18 protein-coding genes and 1 other RNA gene are annotated in these 19,973 nt (G+C 76.4%); 9 read left to right on the top strand and 10 right to left on the bottom strand.

From position 1 onward, the window contains the following. Window positions 1–42: 42 nt before the first annotated feature. Window positions 43–2,817 carry a class IV lanthionine synthetase LanL gene (lanL, locus tag KSE_RS11785; protein ID WP_014135536.1) on the bottom strand — a complete coding sequence of 925 codons (2,775 nt, stop codon included), beginning with the start codon at window positions 2,815–2,817 and terminating at the stop codon, window positions 43–45. A 495-nt stretch (window positions 2,818–3,312) separates the two neighbouring features. On the opposite strand from lanL, the gene KSE_RS11780 reads away from it, so the two are divergent. Genes KSE_RS11780 through KSE_RS11770 form a run of 3 tightly spaced genes read left to right on the top strand, consistent with a single transcriptional unit; the run spans window position 3,313 to window position 6,096 of the window. After that, window positions 3,313–4,158, top strand: a complete 846-nt coding sequence (locus KSE_RS11780; RefSeq protein WP_014135535.1) for a Nif3-like dinuclear metal center hexameric protein — start codon at window positions 3,313–3,315, stop codon at window positions 4,156–4,158. A gap of 38 nt (window positions 4,159–4,196) precedes the next feature. Beyond that, entirely contained in the window at window positions 4,197–4,937 is a 741-nt protein-coding gene (locus tag KSE_RS11775; protein WP_014135534.1) for a zinc ribbon domain-containing protein, read from the top strand. Between the two features lie 4 nt (window positions 4,938–4,941). After that, window positions 4,942–6,096 carry a bifunctional RNase H/acid phosphatase gene (locus KSE_RS11770; protein WP_014135533.1) on the top strand — a complete coding sequence of 385 codons (1,155 nt, stop codon included), beginning with the start codon at window positions 4,942–4,944 and terminating at the stop codon, window positions 6,094–6,096. A gap of 34 nt (window positions 6,097–6,130) precedes the next feature. Here KSE_RS11770 and yaaA read toward each other — a convergent pair whose 3' ends face one another. Beyond that, window positions 6,131–6,931 carry a peroxide stress protein YaaA gene (gene yaaA, locus KSE_RS11765; RefSeq protein WP_014135532.1) on the bottom strand — a complete coding sequence of 267 codons (801 nt, stop codon included), beginning with the start codon at window positions 6,929–6,931 and terminating at the stop codon, window positions 6,131–6,133. A 223-nt stretch (window positions 6,932–7,154) separates the two neighbouring features. Between yaaA and KSE_RS11760 the strand changes: the two genes are divergently transcribed. After that, complete coding sequence (locus tag KSE_RS11760) at window positions 7,155–8,609, top strand: RNB domain-containing ribonuclease (RefSeq protein WP_014135531.1); 1,455 nt, start codon at window positions 7,155–7,157, stop codon at window positions 8,607–8,609. Window positions 8,610–8,684: 75 nt separating this feature from the next. Further along, the gene (locus KSE_RS11755; RefSeq protein WP_014135530.1) at window positions 8,685–10,157 is read left to right on the top strand and encodes an MFS transporter; all 1,473 of its coding nucleotides are present in this window, start codon (window positions 8,685–8,687) and stop codon (window positions 10,155–10,157) included. 30 nt (window positions 10,158–10,187) lie between these two features. Here the strand turns inward: KSE_RS11755 and KSE_RS44560 are convergent, their stop codons facing one another. After that, window positions 10,188–10,478 (bottom strand): sensor histidine kinase, encoded by a 291-nt coding sequence (locus KSE_RS44560; protein ID WP_231873359.1) that lies wholly within the window; start codon window positions 10,476–10,478, stop codon window positions 10,188–10,190. Here KSE_RS44560 and KSE_RS44555 point away from each other — a divergent pair. Beyond that, complete coding sequence (locus KSE_RS44555) at window positions 10,470–10,724, top strand: hypothetical protein (RefSeq protein ID WP_051738410.1); 255 nt, start codon at window positions 10,470–10,472, stop codon at window positions 10,722–10,724. The two genes, KSE_RS44560 and KSE_RS44555, sit on opposite strands and share 9 nt — an antisense overlap. Before the next feature lie 52 nt (window positions 10,725–10,776). Further along, window positions 10,777–11,178: RNase P RNA component class A (gene rnpB, locus KSE_RS39250), an RNA gene on the top strand. Between the two features lie 70 nt (window positions 11,179–11,248). Here the strand turns inward: rnpB and KSE_RS11745 are convergent. Both KSE_RS11745 and KSE_RS11740 read right to left on the bottom strand, forming a co-directional pair. Further along, on the bottom strand, window positions 11,249–11,878 hold the full coding sequence (locus KSE_RS11745; protein ID WP_014135527.1) for a response regulator: 630 nt from the start codon (window positions 11,876–11,878) through the stop codon (window positions 11,249–11,251). 71 nt (window positions 11,879–11,949) lie between these two features. Then, window positions 11,950–13,122 (bottom strand): sensor histidine kinase, encoded by a 1,173-nt coding sequence (locus KSE_RS11740; protein ID WP_106437646.1) that lies wholly within the window; start codon window positions 13,120–13,122, stop codon window positions 11,950–11,952. Between the two features lie 318 nt (window positions 13,123–13,440). Here KSE_RS11740 and KSE_RS11735 point away from each other — a divergent pair, with 318 nt between their 5' ends. Further along, window positions 13,441–13,998 (top strand): GlcG/HbpS family heme-binding protein, encoded by a 558-nt coding sequence (locus KSE_RS11735; protein ID WP_014135525.1) that lies wholly within the window; start codon window positions 13,441–13,443, stop codon window positions 13,996–13,998. A gap of 123 nt (window positions 13,999–14,121) precedes the next feature. On the opposite strand, the gene KSE_RS11730 is transcribed toward KSE_RS11735, so the two are convergent. Next, window positions 14,122–14,568 carry a DUF7144 family membrane protein gene (locus KSE_RS11730; RefSeq protein WP_033258056.1) on the bottom strand — a complete coding sequence of 149 codons (447 nt, stop codon included), beginning with the start codon at window positions 14,566–14,568 and terminating at the stop codon, window positions 14,122–14,124. Between the two features lie 215 nt (window positions 14,569–14,783). On the opposite strand from KSE_RS11730, the gene KSE_RS11725 reads away from it, so the two are divergent. Further along, window positions 14,784–16,541 (top strand): SpoIIE family protein phosphatase, encoded by a 1,758-nt coding sequence (locus KSE_RS11725; RefSeq protein WP_014135523.1) that lies wholly within the window; start codon window positions 14,784–14,786, stop codon window positions 16,539–16,541. 3 nt (window positions 16,542–16,544) lie between these two features. Here KSE_RS11725 and KSE_RS11720 read toward each other — a convergent pair whose 3' ends face one another. The 4 genes from KSE_RS11720 to KSE_RS11705 all read right to left on the bottom strand — a co-directional run bounded on the left by KSE_RS11720 (window position 16,545) and on the right by KSE_RS11705 (window position 19,971). After that, window positions 16,545–17,570, bottom strand: coding sequence for a serine hydrolase domain-containing protein (locus KSE_RS11720; RefSeq protein WP_014135522.1), 1,026 nt, complete (start codon window positions 17,568–17,570; stop codon window positions 16,545–16,547). 115 nt (window positions 17,571–17,685) lie between these two features. Then, on the bottom strand, window positions 17,686–18,084 hold the full coding sequence (locus KSE_RS11715) for an ACT domain-containing protein (RefSeq protein ID WP_014135521.1): 399 nt from the start codon (window positions 18,082–18,084) through the stop codon (window positions 17,686–17,688). 80 nt (window positions 18,085–18,164) lie between these two features. Next, window positions 18,165–18,419, bottom strand: a complete 255-nt coding sequence (locus KSE_RS11710) for a hypothetical protein (RefSeq protein WP_197540708.1) — start codon at window positions 18,417–18,419, stop codon at window positions 18,165–18,167. A 445-nt stretch (window positions 18,420–18,864) separates the two neighbouring features. Further along, window positions 18,865–19,971 (bottom strand): TniB family NTP-binding protein, encoded by a 1,107-nt coding sequence (locus KSE_RS11705; protein ID WP_157850051.1) that lies wholly within the window; start codon window positions 19,969–19,971, stop codon window positions 18,865–18,867. Window positions 19,972–19,973: the final 2 nt, after the last annotated feature.

Genomic DNA, 19,973 nt, shown 5'->3' with positions numbered 1-19,973 from the left:
TACGGGTGCGGGGGAGCGGGCGCGGGCGGTCGGCGGGCCCGGTCAGAGCGTCCACAGGCCGGGCCCGCCGTGGCGCAGCCGGAGGAGGAAGGCGAGCGGCCCGGCGGTGCCGGAGTGGTAGCCGGGGGTGGCGGCGGTGCCGGTGCGGTCGGGGAGGACGAGCAGGCCGTCGCGCAGGGCGGTGCGGGCGGCGATCAGGGCGGCGAGCTCGTGGGCGGCGTGCCGGAACCGGCTCTCGCCGGTCGCCTGGAACAGGTCGAGCAGGTACTCGCCGTCGCCGGCCAGGCCGTGCGCGGTGGTGTCGCGGTGCCAGCGGGCGTCCAGTACGGCGCGGCCGGCCCGCAGCGCGAGCAGCCGGGAGTCCGCGCTGTCGGTCGCCCGCCAGTGGCGGAGCAGGAACGCGCCGATGCCGGCCGTCCCGTCGCCGCGCCGCGCGGGGCGCCCGTCGGGAACGGCACCGGGCACGGCCCCGGGGTCTGCACCGGCGGCCGCGTCCGGGCCGGCGTCCGGCTCGCGCGGCCACCACGCGGTGGGGCCGTGCCGGCGGGCGGTGGCGGCCAGGGTGCGGGCGGCCCGGTCGGCCCCGGCGAGCGCGGCCCGGCCGGTCGACGCGTGCTCGGGCAGGTCGCTGCCGGCCAGGGCCGTCCCGGCGGCGAGCAGGAAGGTGCCGATGCCGGCGGCGCCGTGCGGGTGGTCGAGGCGGGCGGTGCCGGCCCGGGCGGAGTCGAAGTCGGCGGGGACCGGCCAGAGCGTGCCGGGCGGTTCGTCGCGGGTGGTGGCCAGCAGGTGGCGGGCGCAGCGGGCGGCCCGGTCGAGGAAGAGCCGGGCGCCGGTGGCCCGGTGGGCGCGGAGCTGGGCGAGGCCCGCGCCGGCGGCGCCGTGGGCCAGGCCGGGGTCGGGCCAGTCGAGCGGGAGGCGGGCGGCGAGTCCGGCGGCGCGTTCGGCGAGGCCGGGGTCGCCGAGGGCGTCGGCGGCGTCGAACAGGGCCCAGGCGGTGCCGGCCCGGCCGAGGTGCAGGCCCGGCAGGACGACGGGCTCGTCGGCGCAGTGGCGCTCGATCCAGTGGGCGGCCACGGCGGCGGTCGCCCGAGAGCGCTCCCGGGCGGGGTCGGGCAGCGGGGCGCCGGCGGCCCGGGCCAGCAGGGCGAGCACGCCGGCCGCGCCGTACCGGACGTTGCACGGGTCGGTGCGCGCCCCGTCCGGGACGGTCGGCCAGAGCCGGTCGGCGCGCTGCGGGGTGGCGCTCTGCGCGAGGTGGCGCAGGCCGTCGTGCAGCAGCCGGTCCAGCGGCGGCGGGGCGGCGGGCGGGGCCGGCACGGGCGGCGGCGCGGCGGCGAGGGCGGCCCGGACCCGTTCGGCGCTCCAGCGCCGCTCGGCGCTCTCGGCGCGCAGGCCGAGCACCAGCGGGGCGAGCCGGCGGGCGGTGCCGCCCTCGCGGGCGGCCAGCGCCAGCCAGCGGCCGAGGCGCTCGGCGACCGGCCGGGCCAGCGGGAGGTCGTCCGGCAGCAGCGGGTGGTGGCCGGTGGCCAGCAGGAAGTACAGCCCGCCGAGCGCGTATCGGTCGGCGGCCGGGCCGGCCGGGCAGACCCGGCGCAGGCCGCGCTGCTCGGGCGCGAGGTAGCCGGGGGTGCCGCCGGGTCGGGCGGGGGAGCCGGCCGGGACGGTCAGTTCGAGGTCGAGCAGCCGCAGCGTGCCGTCGGGCGAGACCAGTACGGCGTCCGGTGCGAGGCCGCGCAGCACCAGGCCGCGCCGGTGCACCTCCTCGACCAGGTCGAGCAGGGCGAGCACCACCGGGCGGGCCTCGTCCCACGGGACGCCGGGCGTGCCGTCGCGGCGCAGCCGGGCGGCCACCCAGTCGCCGAGCGGCAGGCCGGGCAGGTGCTCGCGGACCAGGAACAGCGCGTCCGGCCGCTCCACCAGGGCGAGCACCCGGGGCGTCAGCCCGCTGTCGGCGAGCCGGTCGAGCAGCGCGGCCTCGCGGCGCAGCGCGGCGCGGGCGTCGGTGCCGGACCGGTCGGTCTCGGTGTGCGCCCGGGCCTGCTTGACCACCACCGGCTCCCCGGTGGCCCGGTCGCGGCCGGTGAACACCCAGCGCCCGCTGCCGGGCCGGGGCACCGCCGCCGCCCAGCGCCCGGCCAGCAGCCCGCTGCCGCCGGGCCGGGCGGGCGGCGCCCCGACGCCGGGCGCGGGCCCGGGGCGCGGCCCGGCGGGCAGGGGTCTGCCGCCGGTGGCCGATCCCGCCCCCTCGACGGGGTCGGCCACCCAGGGCGGCCGCTGCCCCGGCAGGGCCAGGACCAGGGCGCCGCCGGGCGTGCGCAGCACCGGCCGGTAGGCGCCGTCGTTGCCGAGCACGGGCCGGGCGGCGGAGGCGTCGTAGCCGTAGTGCACCAGGCTGCCGGGCCGGTACGGGCGGGCGGCGGGGACGGTCGGCCCCGGCATTCCGGCGGTGGCCAGGTGGAGTTCCGCGGCGAGCCGCCGGAATTGCCCGTCGTCCTGCGGGTGGACGGTGATGAATTTCCCGGACGATTCGAATTCCCGGTCGCGCGCGTTGATGTCGCGCAATTTCCCGCGGTCGGCCGGGAAGGAGAACGGGCACGGGTCCTCGGCGACGGCCGCGGCCACCGCGGACAGCACCTCGTGGGCGACCGAGGAGGCGGCGCTGACGTGCAGCCGCCAGCCCTGGGCGGGGGGTTCGCGGCCGGGCGGCCGTACCGTGCACCAGGAGCCCCCGACCGCGACCGTCCAGTCGCCGCCGCCTCCCCGGGCCCTGCTGCCGGTCACGGCCGCCCGCGCCACCTCCACCAACGTGCCGTCCACACCCGGCTCGTCGTCGACCGGACCCGGCCCCCCCGTCCTGCGCAGCGGTGTGCCCGCCCCCATCTGTGCTCACACCCCTTCGCGGTGGACTGGACCGAACGGCCTGCGGAAGCCACGGGAACCCCGGGGGCGGTCGCCCGAATTCCTCGGGGGAATTCCGGCGGCCCGCCATTTCCGGCCCCCCGGTCCGGGGTAACTCCCGTTCGCAGCACCAGAATTTACTTTCGGGGCGGGTGTGACTCAACACCGGTCGGGTCACTTCACCCGTAAGGGTGATCGGCTCCGGCTTTCGGCTGCGCCCGCACCACCGGGTGTGGCCGGGGAACGCGGCCCGGTCGGGCCCCGGAAGGCGTCCGTCCGGGCCGCCGGGGCCGCAGGCGCCGGGTTGACGTGCAGGTGTACGACGGTCCGGGGCGGCCCGCGAGCGGGCGCGGGGGCGGTGGTGCGGTCGGGCGCGCGGCCGGGCCCGGCCGTGGCACGCGGTAGTCTCGACAGGTGCCGAAACTGTCCGACGTCATCGCCGTGCTCGAAGAGGTCTACCCCCCGCGCTGGGCGGAGTCCTGGGACGCGGTGGGCCTGGTCTGCGGCGACCCGGAGGCCGAGGTCCGCCGGGTGCTGTTCGCCGTCGACCCCGTGCGGGCCGTCGTGGACGAGGCCGTCGAGTGGGGCGCCGACCTGCTGGTCACCCACCACCCGCTCTACCTGCGCGGCACCACCACGGTCGCCGCGACCGGGTTCAAGGGCCGGGTGGTGCACACCCTGATCAAGCACGACATCGCGCTGCACGTCGCCCACACCAACGCCGACCACGCCGCCCCGGGCGTCTCGGACGCCCTGGCCGAGGCCGTCGGCCTGAAGGTCACCGGCCCGCTGGTGGCCGACCCGACCGACCCGGCGGGCCGCCGGGGCAGCGGCCGGATCGGCGAGCTGCCGGAGCCGATGACGCTGGCCGCGTTCGCGGCCCGGGTCGCCGCCGGGCTGCCCGCCACCGCCGCGGGCGTCCGCGCCGCCGGCGACCCGGACCGGCTGGTCCGCCGGGTCGCGGTCTGCGGCGGCTCCGGCGACTCCTTCCTGGCCGAGGCCCGCGAGGCCGGCGTGGACGCGTACGTCACCGCCGACCTGCGGCACCACCCGGCCTCCGAGGCCGTCGAGGCCGTCGAGGCGGCTCCGGTCGCCCTGGTCGACGCCGCGCACTGGGCCACCGAGTGGCCCTGGCTCACCCTCGCCGCCCGCGAACTCACCGGCCGCGCCGACAGCCGCGGCTGGCCGCTGGAGACCCGCGTCTCCACCCGGGTCACCGACCCGTGGACGGCGCACGCGCCGATGCCGTACGCCCCCTGACCTCTCCCGCTTCACCAACTCAACAGGAGCCCTGCCGCGTGAACGCCGCGCCCGCCGACCAGATCCGCCTGCTCGACCTGCAGGCCTTCGACTCCCGCCTCGACCAGCTGGCCCACCGGCGCCGCACCCTGCCCGAGCACGCCGAGATCGACAAGGCCACCGCCGACCACAACGCCCTCAAGGACCTGGTGGTCGCCGCCCAGGCCCAGCTCGGCGACACCACCCGCGAGCAGGCCAAGGCCGAGGCGGACGTCGAGCAGGTCCGCAGCCGGGCCGCCCGCAACCAGCAGCGGATGGACTCCGGCGCGGTCTCGCCCAAGGACCTGGAGAACCTCCAGCACGAGAACACCTCGCTGGCCAAGCGCCAGGGCGACCTGGAGGACATCGTCCTGGAGGTCATGGAGCGCCTGGAGTCCGCGCAGACCCGGGTGGTCGAGCTGACCGCCCGCCTGGAGCACTCCTCCGTCGTGGTCGCCGAGGCCGAGGGCCGCCGGGACGCCAAGACCGCCGAGCTCGACGCCGAGGCCGAGAAGGTCCGCCGCGACCGCGAGGCCGTCGCCAACGTCCTCCCCGCCGACCTGATCAAGTCCTACCTGCGGCTGCGCGAGCAGCAGGGCGGCGTCGGCGCGGCCCGGCTCTACCAGCGCCGCTGCGAGGGCTGCCGCACCGAGTTCTCGATCACCGAGTTCAACGCGATCAAGGCCGAGCCGGCGGACAAGGTGCTGCGCTGCGAGAACTGCGGCCGGATCCTGGTCCGCACCGGCGAGTCGGGCGTCTGACCCGGTGGCGGGCGCCAGGTACCTGGTCGAGGCCGACGGCGGGTCCCGGGGCAACCCGGGGCCGGCCGGCTACGGCGCGGTGGTCCGCGACGCCGACACCGGCCAGGTCCTGGCCGAGGCCGCCGAGTACATCGGCCACGCCACCAACAACGTCGCCGAGTACCGGGGCCTGATCGCCGGCCTGCGGGCCGCCCGCGACCTCGACCCGGACGCCCGGGTCGCCGTCCGGATGGACTCCAAGCTGGTCGTCGAGCAGATGTCCGGGCGCTGGCAGGTCAAGCACCCCGGCATGCGGCCGCTGGCCGCCGAGGCCCGCGGCATCCTGCCCGCCGGGAACGTCACCTACGACTGGATCCCGCGCGAGCGCAACAAGGACGCCGACCGGCTCGCCAACGAGGCGATGGACGCCGGGCAGCGCGGCGGCCAGTGGGAGCCCCCGGCGTCCGCCCCGGCCGCCGGCGCCGCCTCCTCCGGCGCCGACCCGGTGCCCGCCGCGCCCGCGCCCCGGGCCGGCTGGGCCGCGCCCGCCGACCTCGGCACCCCCACCACCCTGGTGCTGCTGCGGCACGGCGAGACCCCGCTCACCCCGCTCAAGCGCTTCTCCGGCAGCACCGGCAGCGACCCGGGCCTCTCCGAGAAGGGCCGCTGGCAGGCCGAGCGGGCCGCCGACGCGCTGGCCGCCCGCGGCACCGTCCAGGCCGTGGTCGCCTCCCCGATGCTCCGCACCCGGCAGACCGCCGAGGCCACCGCCCGCCGGCTCGGCCTGGAGGTGCGGATCGACGAGGGCCTGCGCGAACTCGACTTCGGCGACTGGGAGGGCCTCAGCTTCGCCGAGGTGATGGAGCGCCACCCCGCCGACCTCACCACCTGGCTCGGCTCCGCCCGGGCCAAGCCCACCGGCAGCACCGAGTCCCTCACCACCCTCGCCCAGCGGGTCGCCCAGGCCCGCGACCGGATCACCGCCCGGTACGCCGGACGGACCGTGCTGCTCGTCTCGCACGTCAGCCCGATCAAGACCCTGGTCCGGCTCGCCCTCGGCGCCCCGCCGGACGCCGTGCACCGGATGGAACTGTCCGCCGCCGCGCTCAGCGCCGTCCAGTACTACGGCGACGGCAACGCCTCGCTGCGGCTGCTCAACGACACCTCGCACCTGCGCTGAGGCGCTCCGGGGCGCGGGCTGGGGGGCGCAGCGCTCAGTGGACGTCGGTCACCACGACGTCCAGCTGCCACGGCTTGCGGTCGGTGCCGCGCGCCGAGACCTCCACCCGGTGGCCCAACTGCTCCAGCGCGTCGACCAGTTCGCCGGGGGCGGCCGGCTCCAGGCCGGCCGCCAGCAGGTCGCGGACCAGCCGGCCCTTGGTCGCCTTGTTGAAGTGCGACACCACCGAGCGCTTCGGCACCCCGTCGACCTCGCGCTCCTGCAGCACCCGCACCGTCACCGTCCGGCCCGCGACCGCCCCGGCCGGCTTCCACGCCGCCGCGTACGCCGCACTGCGCAGGTCCAGCACCAGGCCGTCCCCGGCCGCCGCCGACAGCGCCCCGTCCGACTCGCCCCGCCAGTACGCGCCCAGCGCGCCCAGCGGCGGCAGCTTCACCCCCATCGAGCAGCGGTAGGACGGGATCCGGTCACCGATCCGCACCGCCCCCCACAGTCCGGAGAACACCAGCAGCGAACGCTCCGCCCGGGCGTACGCCGCCTCGTCCAGCTTGGCCAGCCCCAGGTTGTCGAACAGCACCCCGGTGTACACCTCACCCGCCGGCCGCGCCCCCGCCGTCAGCAGGCCGGCGTTCTTGTCGACCTCCCCGCGCAGCCCCTTGCTCAGCCCCAGCACCTCGGCCGCCCGGTCCCCGTCCCCCGCGCACAGCCCCACCAGCGCGTCCAGCACCCGCCGCCGCGCCCCGGCCAGCTCCGGCAGCGACAACCCCGCCAGCTCCACCGGCGCCCCCGCCTCCGGCGCGGCCTTCCCCTCCGACGGCGGCAGCAGAACCAGCACGGCGAAACTCCTCGCGACAACCCTCGGCGACCCACGCCACCCGAACCCGCCCCACCCTAACGACCGGCCCGCCCGCACCCCGAATCCCACCGCACCCGCCCGGCCCAGCGCCCGAGCCCGTCCCCGTCCGCGGCCCCTTCCGTCGGTCAACACCCGTACGCCACAACCGCCTTCACGGCAGTTCCAGCGCGCCTTCCACACCGGCGCCGCTTACGCTGCGACCATGCCGCGCCGACACCTCAGCGTCCGGGCCGCCCAGACCGCCAGGATCAACACCGAGCTCGCCGACCTCAGGACCCGTCTGGAGATCCGCACCGACTGGTCGCCGGAGGTGCTCGCGGAGGCCGACCGGGCGGCCGCGCTGCCCCGGCTGCCGGAGTTCGACGCCACCGACCTGGAGCTCTTCACGCTCGACCCGCCGGGCTCGCTCGACCTCGACCAGGCGATGCGGCTGGCCCGCCGCGGCACCGGCTACCGGGTGCACTACGCGATCGCCGACGTCGCCGCGTTCGTCACCCCGGGCGGGGCAGTCGACACCGAGGCCGGGCACCGGGTCCAGACGCTGTACTTCCCGGACGGCAACGTGCCGCTGCACCCGGCCCGGCTCTCCGAGGGCGCGGCCAGCCTGCTGCCCGGCGAGCCGCGGCCCGCGCTGCTCTGGCAGCTCGACCTGGACGCGGACGGCGCCCTGCTGCTGGCCGACCTGCGCCGGGCCCGGGTGCGCTCCCGGCGGCGGCTCGACTACGCGGGGGCGCAGGCGCGGATCGACGCGGGCCGGGCCGACGGGCAGCTCGCGCTGCTCGCCGAGATCGGCGCGCTGCGCGAGGCCCGCGAGGCGGAGCGCGGCGGCGTCAGCCTGCCCGTCCCCGAGCAGGAGGTGTCCGCCGCCGACGGCGGCTACCGGCTCGGCTACCGCGCCCCGCGCCCGGCCGAGGGCTGGAACGCGCAGATCTCGCTGCTCACCGGCATGGCCGCCGCCGAACTCATGCTGGACGCCGGGATCGGCCTGCTGCGCACCCTGCCCGCCGCGCCCGCCGCCGCGTACGACCGGCTGCGCCGCACCGCCGCCGCGCTCGGCGTCGACTGGCCGGCCGGGCTGTCCTACCCGGCGCTGATCCGCTCGCTCGACCCGGCCCGGACCGCCGACGCCGTCTTCCTCAACGAGTGCACCGGCCTGCTGCGCGGCGCCGGCTACCGGGCCTTCGAGACCGCCCGGGGCACCGCCCCGCCCGCCGACCCGGGCCACGCCGCGCTGGCCGCCCCGTACGCGCACTGCACCGCGCCGCTGCGCCGGCTCGGCGACCGGTACGCGCTGGAGGTCTGCGCGGCGGTGGCGGGCGGCACCGAGGTGCCGGGCTGGGTGCGGGACGCGCTGCCGCTGGTGCCGGGGCTGATGGAGTCCGGCGACCGGCGGGCGCACGAGGTCGAGCGGGCCTGCGTCGACCTGGTGGAGACCGAGCTGCTGCGCGGCCGGGAGGGCGAGGAGTTCGAGGCGGTGGTGGTCGACGTGGACGAGCGCCGCCCGACCGTCGGCACCGTGCAGCTGCGCGATCCGGCGGTGGTCGCCAAGTGCGACGCCCCCGGGCGGCTGCCGCTGGGCCACCGGGTCACCGTCCGGCTGGCGCCGGCCGACCCGGCGACCAGGACCGTCCGGTTCGCGCTGGCGGCGGCGCCGTGACCCCGCCGTGCGGACGGGCGCACCGCCGGGTGACCGCCCGTCGAGGTGCCGGACGCCCGGTGCGATGATCGGACGGTGAGTCGACCGAGCACCGCTCCGGACCGCCGTCACAGGCTGCTGATCCTGGCCATCTGCTGCTGCAGCCTGTTCATCGTCGGCCTGGACAACACCGTCGTGAACATCGCCCTCCCCGCCATCCAGCAGGACCTGGACGCGCCCGCCTCCGGCCTCCAGTGGGTGATCGACGCCTACACGCTGGTGCTGGCCGTGCTGCTGATGCCGGCCGGCTCGGTGGCCGACCGGATCGGCCGCAAACGGGTCTTCACGACCGGCCTGCTGCTGTTCGCGCTCGGCTCGCTGCTGTGCAGCCTCGCGCCCGGACTCGGCTGGCTGATCGGCTTCCGCGCGGTGCAGGCGGTCGGCGGGTCGATGATGAACCCGGTCGCCATGTCGATCATCACCACCACCTTCACCGACCGGGCCGAGCGGGCCCGGGCGATCGGCGTCTGGGGCGGCGTGATCGGCATCAGCATGGCGCTCGGCCCGCTGATCGGCGGCTTCCTGGTGGACACCGCGGGCTGGCCGTCGATCTTCCTGGTCAACGTGCCGATCGGGCTGGCCGCCTGGCTGCTCACCCTGCGCCACGTGCCGGAGTCCCGGGCGCCCCGGGCCCGCCGGCTCGACCCGGTCGGCCAACTGCTGATGGCGCTGCTGCTCGGCTGCGGCACCGCCGTGATCATCGAGGGCCCCGGCCACGGCTGGACCTCGCCCGGCATCCTCGCGCTGGCCGCGCTCGCCCTCGGCGCGCTGGCCGCCTTCCCGCTCTGGGAGCGCCGGGTCGCCGAACCGCTGGTCGACCTGCGGTTCTTCCGCAGCGCCCCGTTCACCGGCGCCACCGTCACCGCGGTCTGCGCCTTCGCCTCGCTCGGCGGCTTCCTCTTCCTGAACACCCTCTACCTCCAGGACGTCCGCCACTACAGCCCGGTGGTGGCCGGCCTGTGGACGCTGCCGATGGCCGGGGTCACCCTGCTCGCCTCCCCGCTCTCCGGCCGGATCGTGGCCGCCCGCGGCCCGCGCCTGCCGCTGCTGCTGGCCGGCGGCGCCTTCGCGCTCAGCGGACTGCTGCTGACCCGGCTCACCGCCGACTCCTCCGCGCTCCTGCTGCTGCCCGCGTACGCGCTGTTCGGCCTCGGCTTCGGCATGGTGAACGCCCCGATCACCAACGCCGCGGTCTCCGGCATGCCGCTCTCCCGGGCCGGGGTGGCCGCCGCCGTCGCCTCCACCAGCCGCCAGGTCGGCCAGTCGCTGGGCGTCGCCGTGATCGGCACCGTCGTCACCAGCGCGGTCGCCTCGGCCGGCGGCTTCACCCCGGCCACCCGGGCCGGCTGGTGGGTCATCACCGGCCTCGGCCTGACCGTCCTCGCCCTCGGCCTGCTCACCACCACCCCCTGGGCCGCCGCCACCGCCGCCCGGGTCGCCGCCCGCTTCGACCACCCGCCCGCCCCCGCCCCCGCCCCGGCGGACGCGGCCGGGGCCGCTGACCGCTGACCGCTGACCGCTGACCGCTGACCGCTGAGGCTAGCGGGCGGCCGGGAAGGCGACCGTGACGGTCAGGCCGCCGTCCGGGCCGGGGCCGGTGGTCAGGTCGGCGCCGTGGGCCTCGGCGATCGCGCGGACGATCGAGAGGCCGAGCCCGAGCCCCTCGGTGCGGGCGGCCCGGGTCGTCTCCAGCCGCTGGAAGGGCTGGAACAGCCGCTCGACCTGCTCGGGCGGGACGGCCGGGCCGGTGTTGGCGACGACCAGCACCGCGCGCCCGGCCACCGCCCGGGTGGTGACCTCGACCCGGCCGTCCGGACGGTCGTGCCGCAGCGCGTTGTCGACCAGGTTGGTGAGCAGCCGCTCGGCCAGCGGCCGGTGGCCCGCCGCGCCCCGTCCGCGTCGGCGAACGCCCGCACCGACCCGGCCGCGTACGCCGCCTGCATGCGGCTGAACGGCGTCCCGGAGTTCCCCGACCCCGACAGCTACGGCGGCTACCGCCTCGACCCGGCGTCCGGCGTCGACCCCCGCACCCCCGAGTACCGCTCCGCCCACACCGCCTGCGCACACCTGGCCTGACCCGCGGTGCGGCGGCACCCCGCGGAGCCGATACGATGGCCAGTACGGCGGACGAGCCGGCCGGGCGGTCGCGTCGGGTCCCTTCGGGGGCCCGCCGAGGAACGTCCGGGCTCCACAGAGCAGGGTGGTGGGTAACGCCCACCCGGGGTGACCCGCGGGACAGTGCCACAGAAAACAGACCGCCCCCCGCCTCGGCGGAGGGTAAGGGTGAAACGGTGGTGTAAGAGACCACCAGCGACCGAGGTGACTCGGCCGGCTCGGTAAACCCCACTCGGAGCAAGGTCAAGATCGGTGCCCCCGGGCACCGTGCGCGGGTGTTCGAGGGCTGCTCGCCCGAGCTCGCGGGTAGACCGCACGAGGCTGTCGGCAACGGCAGCCCTAGATGGATGGCCGCCTCCCCCGGCCGCGCGAGCGACCAGGGAGACAGAACCCGGCGTACAGGCCGACTCGTCCGCCGCCTTCCGGGCCCCGCCCGGGAGGCGGTTCGGTTTTTCCGGCCCGGCGGCTTCGCCGGGTGCGTCGGCTCAGCGCAGCAGGCGGCGCTCCTTGGCGATGGCGACCGCGCCGGAGCGGGTGTCGGCGCCGAGTTTGGCGTAGATCCGGCCCAGGTGGGTCTTGACGGTGGCTTCGCTGATGAACAGGGCGCGGGCGATCTCCTTGTTGCCGAGGCCCTGGCCGAGTTGGTCGAGGATGTCCTGTTCGCGGTCGGTGAGCTGGGGGAGCGGGGAGCGCATCTGGGCCATCACCCGGGAGGCGATCGGCGGGGAGAGGGCGGGGCGGCCGGCGGCGGCGGAGCGGATGGCGGCGAAGAGTTCCTCCGGCTTCTCGGCCTTCAGCAGGTAGCCGGTGGCGCCCGCGCTGATCGCCCGGCTGATGTCGGTGTCGGTGTCGAAGGTGGTCAGCACCAGGACGTGGCTGGCGCCGGGGCCGGCCAGGATCCGCCGGGTGGCCTCCACGCCGTCGATGCCCTCGCCCAGTTGGAGGTCCATCAGGACCACGTCCGGCCGGAGGGCGGCGGCCAGCGAGACGGCCTCCTCCCCGGTGCTGGCCTCGCCGACCACCTCGATCGCCGGGTCGCTGGACAGCAGGGCCAGCAGCCCGGCCCGGACCATGGCGTGGTCGTCGCAGATGACCAGCCGCACGGTGTCGTTCATGAACCTCTCCTCGCTCTCCTGCCGTCCCGCCGTCGACGCTACCGCTGCGGGCGCACCCCGCCGGCCGCGGCTCAGCGGCCGGCCAGCGGGATGGCCGCGGAGACGACGGTGCCCTCGCCCGGGGCGGACTCGACGGTCAGGGTGCCGCCGAGCTGGCGCAGCCGGGCCCGCATGGCGGGCAGCCCGTGCCCGCGGCTGCCGTCGGCCGCGCGCTGCTCGCCCCGGCCGGTGCGGCCCGGGGCGAAGCCGCAGCCGTCGTCCGCGACGTCCAGCACGGCCTGGTCGCCCAGGTAGGACAGGGTGATGGTGGCCTGCCCGGCGCGGGCGTGCTCCCGGGTGTTGGCCAGCGCGCCCTGGGCGATCCGGAGCAGCGCGGACTGCGCGGCGGCCGGCATCGGGGCGGGCGTGCCGTCCAGGTGGAAGCGGACGGTCAGGCCGCTCTCGGCGGCCTCCCGGTCGGCCAGCGCCTCCAGCGCGGCCTCCAGGGTGCCCTGCTCGGCGAGGTCGGCGGGGGCGAGGTCGTGGACGAAGCGGCGGGCCTCGGCGAGGTTCCGGGCGGCGATCGAGGCGGCCGTCCGGACGTGCTCCAGGGCGGCTTCCGGGTCGTGCCGCCACGTCCGCTCGGCGGCCTGGAGCAGCATCTGCTGGCTGGACAGGCCCTGCGCCAGGGTGTCGTGGATCTCGACGGAGAGCCGTTCCCGCTCGGCCAGCGCACCCTGCCGGCGCTCCACCGCGGCCAGCTCCCGCCTGGTCCTGATCAGGTCGGTGATCAGCTTGCGCTGCCGGGCGCCCTGCCGCTGCATGTACAGGAACACGGCGGTGGCCAGCGCGGCGACGGCCGGCGGCAGCAGCACCATCGTCGGGTCGAAGCCGCCGGGCAGCCGCAGTTCGGAGACCACCACCAGCACCGTCAGCACCGTCACCAGCGGGATCGCGGCCCGCGGCGGCAGCGCCCGGAGCACCGTGTACACCAGCGGGACGGCGCACCAGGCGAAGCTCGGCGCCATCAGCACCAGCACCGCCCAGCAGGCCAGCACCGCCGCCAGCCAGGCCGGCCGCCGTTCGGACAGCCCGGTCAGGTGGCCCGCGACCAGGGCCAGGCTCAGCCCCACCACCCACGGCGTCAGCGGGCTGTACAGGTGGTGCGCCAGGTACCGGTGCAGGGAGGTGCCGAGCAGCAGCAGGAAGGCCAGCCGCATGACGACGGTGAGCCAGCCCGCGTCCGGGTCTACGGACCGGGACATGGGTTGACGCATCATGGCTGCCTCCTGGCTCGGTGCCCGCCGCCGCCCCGGCCCCGGTGCGACGGGCTGACGCGGTGTCACGTCCGCTCACGGGCGCTCACAGTGCGTCACGCCCACAGGGGGATAGTGGACCTTCGCGGCGCCCCGCGCATCAGCCGATCGGTTGACACGGATGTCCTCCATCATGCTCCGCGGAGCGAGCCGGTCCGCCGATCCGGGCCGGGGGGTCCAGGGCGAAGTATGGGTGGCGAGGCCGGAGCGGACAGGAATCCGGCGACGAACCGCCGCCCCCCGGGGCCACAGCCACAGGAGCCGAAAATGAAGAAGCTGAGCACCCGCACCCGCGTCGTCACCGGTGCCGTCGCGGTCGCCGCGGTCGGAGCCAGCGTCGTCGGCGCCGTCACCGCCAGCGCCGAGACCCCGACCGCGGCCCCCGCCACCGCCGTCAACTCCGACGTGCAGAACAAGAACACCTTCCAGTCCACCCACCTGACGGTCGAGGCCGCCACCAAGGCCGCCCAGGCCAGCCTGGACGCCGCCGCCAAGGCCGGCCAGAAGATCTCCGTCGCCGTCGTCGACCGCAACGGCAACGTGATCGTCGAGCTGCGCGGCGACGGCGCCGGCCCGCAGTCCTTCGAGTCGGCCGAGCGCAAGGCGTACACCGCGGTGTCCTGGAACGCCCCGACCTCCGAGCTGGTCAAGCGGCTGGCCCAGGCCCCGAACCTGAAGGACATCCCCGGCACCCTGTTCCTGGGCGGCGGCGCCCCGGTCCAGGTCAAGGGCGCCCCGATCGCGGCCGTCGGCGTGGCCGGCGCCCCGAGCGCGGACCAGGACGAGCAGTTCGCCCAGGCCGGCGTGGCCGCGCTCGACAAGTGACCCTCCCCGGGTGACGCCGCCCGGCCGACCCCCCTACGGCCGGGCGGCGCACAGCCCCGCGGGCCCGCTCGACGACGAGCGGGCCCGCGGGGTCCTTCGGTGTGCCGGGGCGGGGCCCCGGGCTCAGTCCTCCCGGTAGACGCAGAGCGCCCAGATCACGAACACGTCCAGCGCGATGATCACCAGCGACCACAGCGGGTAGTACGGCAGGTCCAGGAAGCTGCCGATCAGGCTGAGCGAGACCAGGAAGATACCGGCGATCCGGGCCCAGGCCGCGCCCTTGATCACGAAGAAGCCGACCAGCGCCACCAGCACGCCGATCACCAGGTGGATCCAGCCCCAGGAGGTCAGGTCGAACTTGAAGACGTACCGGGGCGTGGTGACGAACACGTCGTCCTCGGCGATCGCCATGATGCCGCGGAACACCTCCAGGATGCCGTCCACCAGCATGACCACACCGGCGAACAGCACCATCCCGGAGACCCAGCCCTTGTTCTGCGGGGGCCTGGCCGCGCCGGCACGTGATCCGGCGGGCGGCGGGGTCGCGGTGGGACCGACAGACGAGCTCATGGAACCTCCTAGGCCGAAGCAGGTCTTGCCCCGACCCTCCGCCACCGACCGCCCCCGGGCATTCGGGCGACTCCATCCGGGTGAACGGCCCGGCTTCCGCCGGTCCCCGCCCGCCCCCGGACCGCCCGGCGGGCCCGTTCGGCCGCCGCTGTGTTTACTGGTCACAGTGCCCGGTCTCCCGGTGCCCGGGCGCCCGGCGAGGAGGTGCGCCCGCCATGGCCGACGACCTCTGGGCCGCGCTGCCCCGCCCGCTGCGCCAGGTGCTGGACGGCACCGCCGCCGGCGTCGCCATCCTCGACACCGGGCTGCGCTACCGGTACGTCAACCCCGCCCTCGCCGGGATGAACGGCGTCCCCGCCGCGCTCCACCTCGGCCGCACCATCGCCGAACTGCTCCCCGACGTCGACGCCCGGGAGGACGTGCTGCGCGCCGTGCTCGCCGACGGCCGCAGCCGCGAGACCACCTCCAGCGGGCACACCCGGGCCGCCGCCCCGCCGCACCGCCGCTTCTGGCACGGCGCCTACCACCGGATCGACGCCGAGGACGGCCGCCCGCTCGGCCTGGTCGGCATCGTGCTGGAGGTCACCGCCTCCCGCCGGCAGCAGCACGAACTCGAACAGGCCCGGGCCCGGCTGGCCCTGCTGGACGCCGCCGCCACCCAGGTCGGCACCACCCTCGACGTCGACACCACCTGCGGCGAACTCGCCGCCTTCCTGGTCGCCCACCTCGCCGACGCCGCCACCGTCGAACTCCTCCCGCACCCCGACAGCGGGCACGCCCGCCCCCGCCCCGGCGGCGGCCGCCGGCTGCGCCGCGCCGCGCTCGCCGCCGACCCCGCCCTGCTGCCGGGGGTCCGCCGGCTCGGCGACCGCGGCGAACACGTCGACTACCAGCCCGGATCGGCCATCCCGCGCTGCCTGGACAGCGGCCGCCCGGTGATCGAGAACCTGCTCGACGACACCGAGCTGGCCCGCTCCGCCCCCAACGCCGCACGCGTCGCGCTCTACCGGGAGCTCGGCATCCACTCCGCCGTGATCGTCCCGCTCACCGCCCGCGGCCAGCGGATCGGCACCGTCACCCTGATGCGGGCCGGCACCTCCCCGGGCTTCACCGGCGACGACGCCGTCGCCGCCCAGGACCTGGCCGGCCGCACCGCCATCACCCTCGACAACGCCGGCCGCTACAGCCGCGAGCACGCCGTCGCCGTCGACCTGCAGCGCGCCATGCTCGCCGAACCCGGCCACCCGCACCCCGACGTCGACGTGGCCTTCCGCTACCGCCCGGCCGGCACCGGCTCGCTGGTCGGCGGCGACTGGTACGAGACGGTGGCGCTGCCCGACGGCCGCACCGTGCTGGCGATCGGCGACGTGATGGGCCACGGCATCGAGGCGGCCGCCCACATGAGCCACTACCAGGCGATGCTGCGCGCGATGGCCCTGCTCGAACCCACCGCCGACCGGCTGCTGACCCGGATGGACGGCCTGGCCTGCGAGGTGCACGACTACCGGCCCTCCACCTGCCTGGTGGTCTACGCCGAACCCGCTCGCGGCCGCTACGCGCTGGCCAGCGCCGGCCACCTGCCGCCCGCCGTGGTCCGCCCCGACGGCGCCCTCACGCTGCTCCCGGTCGAGCCCGGTCCCCCGCTCGGCACCGGCCTGAACGGCTACGTCCCGACCACCGCCGTCCTGCCGCCCGGCCACACCCTGCTGCTGTACACCGACGGCCTGGTCGAGCGCCGCGACGAGGACATCGACCGCTCGCTGGCCCGGCTCACCGCGCTCCGGCTGCCCGCCGGCGCCACCCCCGCCCGGCTGCTGGACGCGGTCCTGGCGCACGCCCCGGCCCCCGCCGAGGACGACATCGCGCTGCTCGCCGCCGCGCCCGCCGCCGCGCTCCGCCCGGGCCGGGGCCGCCGGGCCGGCGAGGTGCTCACCGTCCTGACCGGCGGCCGCCGGGCCGCCGCCCCGGACTGAGGCTCAGGCCCGCAGCGAGCGCAGCGCCAGCGTCCGCAGCGGGGCCAGCCGGCTCCGGTCCCAGCCGTGGTAGACCGCGTTGGTGCAGAGGACCACGTACCGGCCGGTGCCCGGGGCGAGGTAGAGGCTGGTGCCGGTGAAGCCGTGGTGGTAGGCCACCGCGCCGTCCGCGGTGACCAGCCAGGCCAGGCCGCGGCGCAGGCCCGGCTCGACGTCCGCCAGCGGGCGGCGGCTGCGGGCGAACCAGGCGGGCAGCGGCCCGTCCCCGCCGAGCAGGTGCTCGGCGTAGCGGGCCAGGTCGGCGGCGGTGGAGAACACCCCGGCGTGCCCGGCGACCCCGCCGAGCAGCGCCGCGCCCGGGTCGTGCGGGACGCCCCACGTCCGGGGCGCGCCGCCGAGGCGCTGCTCGGTCGGGGCGAGCCGCGGGCCGCGCGGCAGCGGGCCGTACGCGGTGGCGGTCAGGCCGAGGCCGCGCCAGAGCCGGTCGGCGAGCTCGTGCAGCGGGCGGCCGAGCAGGTCGGGCAGCAGCAGGCCGAGCAGCACGAAGCCGCGGTCGACGTACCGGTGCCGCGCGCCCGGGGCGGAGACCAGCGGTTCGGCGCACAGGTGCTCGGCCAGCGGCCGCCCGGTGTGCTCGTACCTGGCCAGCCCGGTGTGCGGGAGCAGCCCCGCGGTGTGGCTCATCAGCTGGGCGGTCGTCAGGTCCGCGCCGGGGGCGGGCAGCCGGGGGAAGGCGGCGCGCAGCGGGGCGTCCGGGTCGAGCAGCCCGGCCCGGACGGCCTCGCCGACCAGCGGCCAGGTGGCGAGCACCTTGGTGAGCGAGGCCAGGTCGTAGCGGGTGTGCTCGTCGGGCCGGGCGTCGCCGCACTCGGGGGCGACCAGGCCGCGCCCGGCCACCGCGCGCCCGGCCCCGGCCTGCCCGGCGACCAGCACCCCGCCCGGGAACCGCCCGCCGTCCACCGCCTCGCCCAGGACGGCGCCCAGCGCGGCGGCGGTCTCCCGCGCCCACTCCTGCGGATCGGTCGGCACGGCGTCCCCCTCCTCCGGGGCCCCCGCCCGGAACCCCTCCCGGATTGTCACCCGCCCCGGCCGCCCGGGCCAGACCGCGCGGGCCAGACCGCCCGGGCCAGGCCGCGCGCCCGGCTCAGGAGCGGGACGCGGCCAGCGAGTTGAGCGCCTCCAGGGCGCGGTCGGCCTCGTGCACGGGGACGAACAGGTGGTCGTGGTGGAAGCCCGCCACCACGTTGCAGCTGATCCCCCGGTCGGCGAGCGCGGTCGCGACGGCGGCGGTCAGCCCGACCGCCTCCAGCGCCGAGTGCACCCGCAGGGTCAGCCAGGCCGCGACGTACCCGTAGGGCAGGCCGAGCGCGTCGGCCTCCTCCTGCGCCACCACGAAGGTGACCCCCTCCGGCTCCGCCACGGTCACCACCGGCCGCAACCCGGCGGGCATCCGCCCGGGAAGGGTGCAGTACACGTAGCGCCCCGGATTGCGCACGGGGCGCATCCCGGAGAGCAGTTCGTCGAGGTCCTGTTCGCCCGCCATGGCGTCACGGTAGTGCGTCCGGCGGAACCCGCGGGCGGCGGCGCACCGGGGGCGGTCCCGGGGCGGGAGCCGGCCCGCGCTCAGAACGGGCCGGCCGCCGCGCTCAGGGACCGCGCGTAGCCCACCCGCGCGTTGTAGTCCTGGACCTGGCCCACCGACGACACGGGCAGTTGGACCTGGTGCAGGAAGCGGGGGCCCTGCACGACGACCTGGACCGTCCCCTCGGTGCGGTCCTCCTTGGCCAGCAGGAAGAGGAGGCCGAGGAGGCAGAACACGAAGAAGACGATCGCGCACACGATCGCCCAGGTGGGGATCGTCCGCGTGGTCCGCGACATGTCCGTGAACGTCCACGTGACCTGGCCGATCGGAGCGGTCCCGCTCGGCGTGACGACCTCCGCCCGGGTGCAGGCGATGTCCCCGATCGTGACCAGTGCCCCCGGCACCGCGGGGGGCGCGGGGACGGACGGCGCGCCGGGCGCACCGGGCGCGGCGGGGTTCTCCCAGCCGGGCCACCCGTGCTCGCGGGGCGGTTCGGAGGGCGGCGGTGGAGTCGTCACTGGGGTTCCGATCGCTGGGGGCGGGTCAGGACCCCATGCTCTTCGGCCGCTGGTCGCCGTGCAGTCCGGGAGGTCCGAGCGGGTCGGCCGCCTCCGGTGTTGAACGTCGGCAATTCGTTCAGTTGTCACACCTGTCACCAGCGGACTGAACGTTTGCCTGCGCAACCTCAGAAGAGAGACGGCGCAGGCAAACGTTCAGTGTGTCAGCGCGGGTACGGCATGGTCAGCCGGCGGCGCTGCCTGAGCGGCTGCCGGCTTCCCCTGGCTTCTTCGCCTTCACGGTGACCCGGTAGGCGGACTGGGCGAGGTCGCTGATCTCCACGGTCTCCATGAGGGGGCGGGTGATCTTCTCCTCGCCGGTGTGGACGGCCACGATCGCGGACTCGCGGAGCAGGTCGGAGAGAGCGCAGATACTTCCGCTGGTACGGTCGTGCAGGTACTGGGCCAGCTTGGCGAGGCTGCCGGCCTCGTGCTGGTACAGGCAGAGGGCGGACTCCAGCGCCAGGACGATCTTGACCCATTCGGTTTTTTCGGCAGTAGTGTTGATCTTGAACGGGGACATCGAGTGCAGGGTGTTGCGCCCACTGGTCTGGGTAGCTCGGACACTCGCGCCACGACCTTCGAGGAACAGCCCGCTCTTTTTCAGATCGACGCCGGTGTAGACGAACGTCGCCGCGACGTGGTTGGCGATGTCCTTCAGGTGGTCGTTGACGATGCGGCCCTCTCGGGCTGACAGGTCGAGAAAATGGGCGTCGTCGATGATGACCAGCTCCGTGCCGCAGAGCCGCATGACGTCGAGGACCCGGGATGTGATCGAACTCTTCGTGCCCCTGGTGGGGTTGGGGATGGCGAGGTAGTGCGCGAGGCTGCTGCTGAGGTCCTTGGGGGTGGCCGCAGCGGGGACGCTCAGGTACACCACTGGGCAGTAGTCCACGATGTACCCGTCGACCACGTAGCCGGGTTCGAACCGCTCCGGGTGCCGGCGCCGAAGGCGCCGCTCGAAGTCGGCCGCGAACCACTTCACCGCCGTGGACTTCCCGATGGTCGGCGGTCCGTCGATGACGATGCCGCGGCGGGCGCCCGCTGCCTGGTGCCGATTGACACGTATGCGCTGGTCGATCGCCTGGTGGATCTCCTGCATGCGGGAGGTCCGGACGAGTGCGAGGGCACTGTGGTGGTCGTCCCGTGCGTCGTTGAAGTCGTCTCGCTCGTCTGGCGTCATCGCCTCGTAGGTGCTGTACGGCGGGAGCTCCGGGCGGGGAGGAGCAGTGTGGTCGACGTAGGCCCGCCATTCCTCCTTGGTGCGCGGCTCGGCGAGGCCTGGGTGCATGA

It is taken from the genome of Kitasatospora setae KM-6054 (assembly GCF_000269985.1).
Classification (GTDB): domain Bacteria; phylum Actinomycetota; class Actinomycetes; order Streptomycetales; family Streptomycetaceae; genus Kitasatospora; species Kitasatospora setae.
The sequence above is the reverse complement of the archived record's forward strand: the minus strand, read 5'-3'. Positions and strand labels throughout refer to the sequence as shown.

Coding starts and splice junctions, on each gene's coding strand:
- KSE_RS11760 (WP_014135531.1), top strand. CDS start 7,155: ATGCCGCGCCGACACCTCAGCGTCCGGGCCGCCCAGACCGCCAGGATC.
- KSE_RS11745 (WP_014135527.1), bottom strand. CDS start 11,878: ATGAACGACACCGTGCGGCTGGTCATCTGCGACGACCACGCCATGGTC.
- KSE_RS11740 (WP_106437646.1), bottom strand. CDS start 13,122: ATGTCCCGGTCCGTAGACCCGGACGCGGGCTGGCTCACCGTCGTCATG.
- KSE_RS11735 (WP_014135525.1), top strand. CDS start 13,441: ATGAAGAAGCTGAGCACCCGCACCCGCGTCGTCACCGGTGCCGTCGCG.
- KSE_RS11730 (WP_033258056.1), bottom strand. CDS start 14,568: ATGAGCTCGTCTGTCGGTCCCACCGCGACCCCGCCGCCCGCCGGATCA.
- KSE_RS11725 (WP_014135523.1), top strand. CDS start 14,784: ATGGCCGACGACCTCTGGGCCGCGCTGCCCCGCCCGCTGCGCCAGGTG.
- KSE_RS11715 (WP_014135521.1), bottom strand. CDS start 18,084: ATGGCGGGCGAACAGGACCTCGACGAACTGCTCTCCGGGATGCGCCCC.
- KSE_RS11710 (WP_197540708.1), bottom strand. CDS start 18,419: ATGTCGCGGACCACGCGGACGATCCCCACCTGGGCGATCGTGTGCGCG.
- KSE_RS11705 (WP_157850051.1), bottom strand. CDS start 19,971: ATGCACCCAGGCCTCGCCGAGCCGCGCACCAAGGAGGAATGGCGGGCC.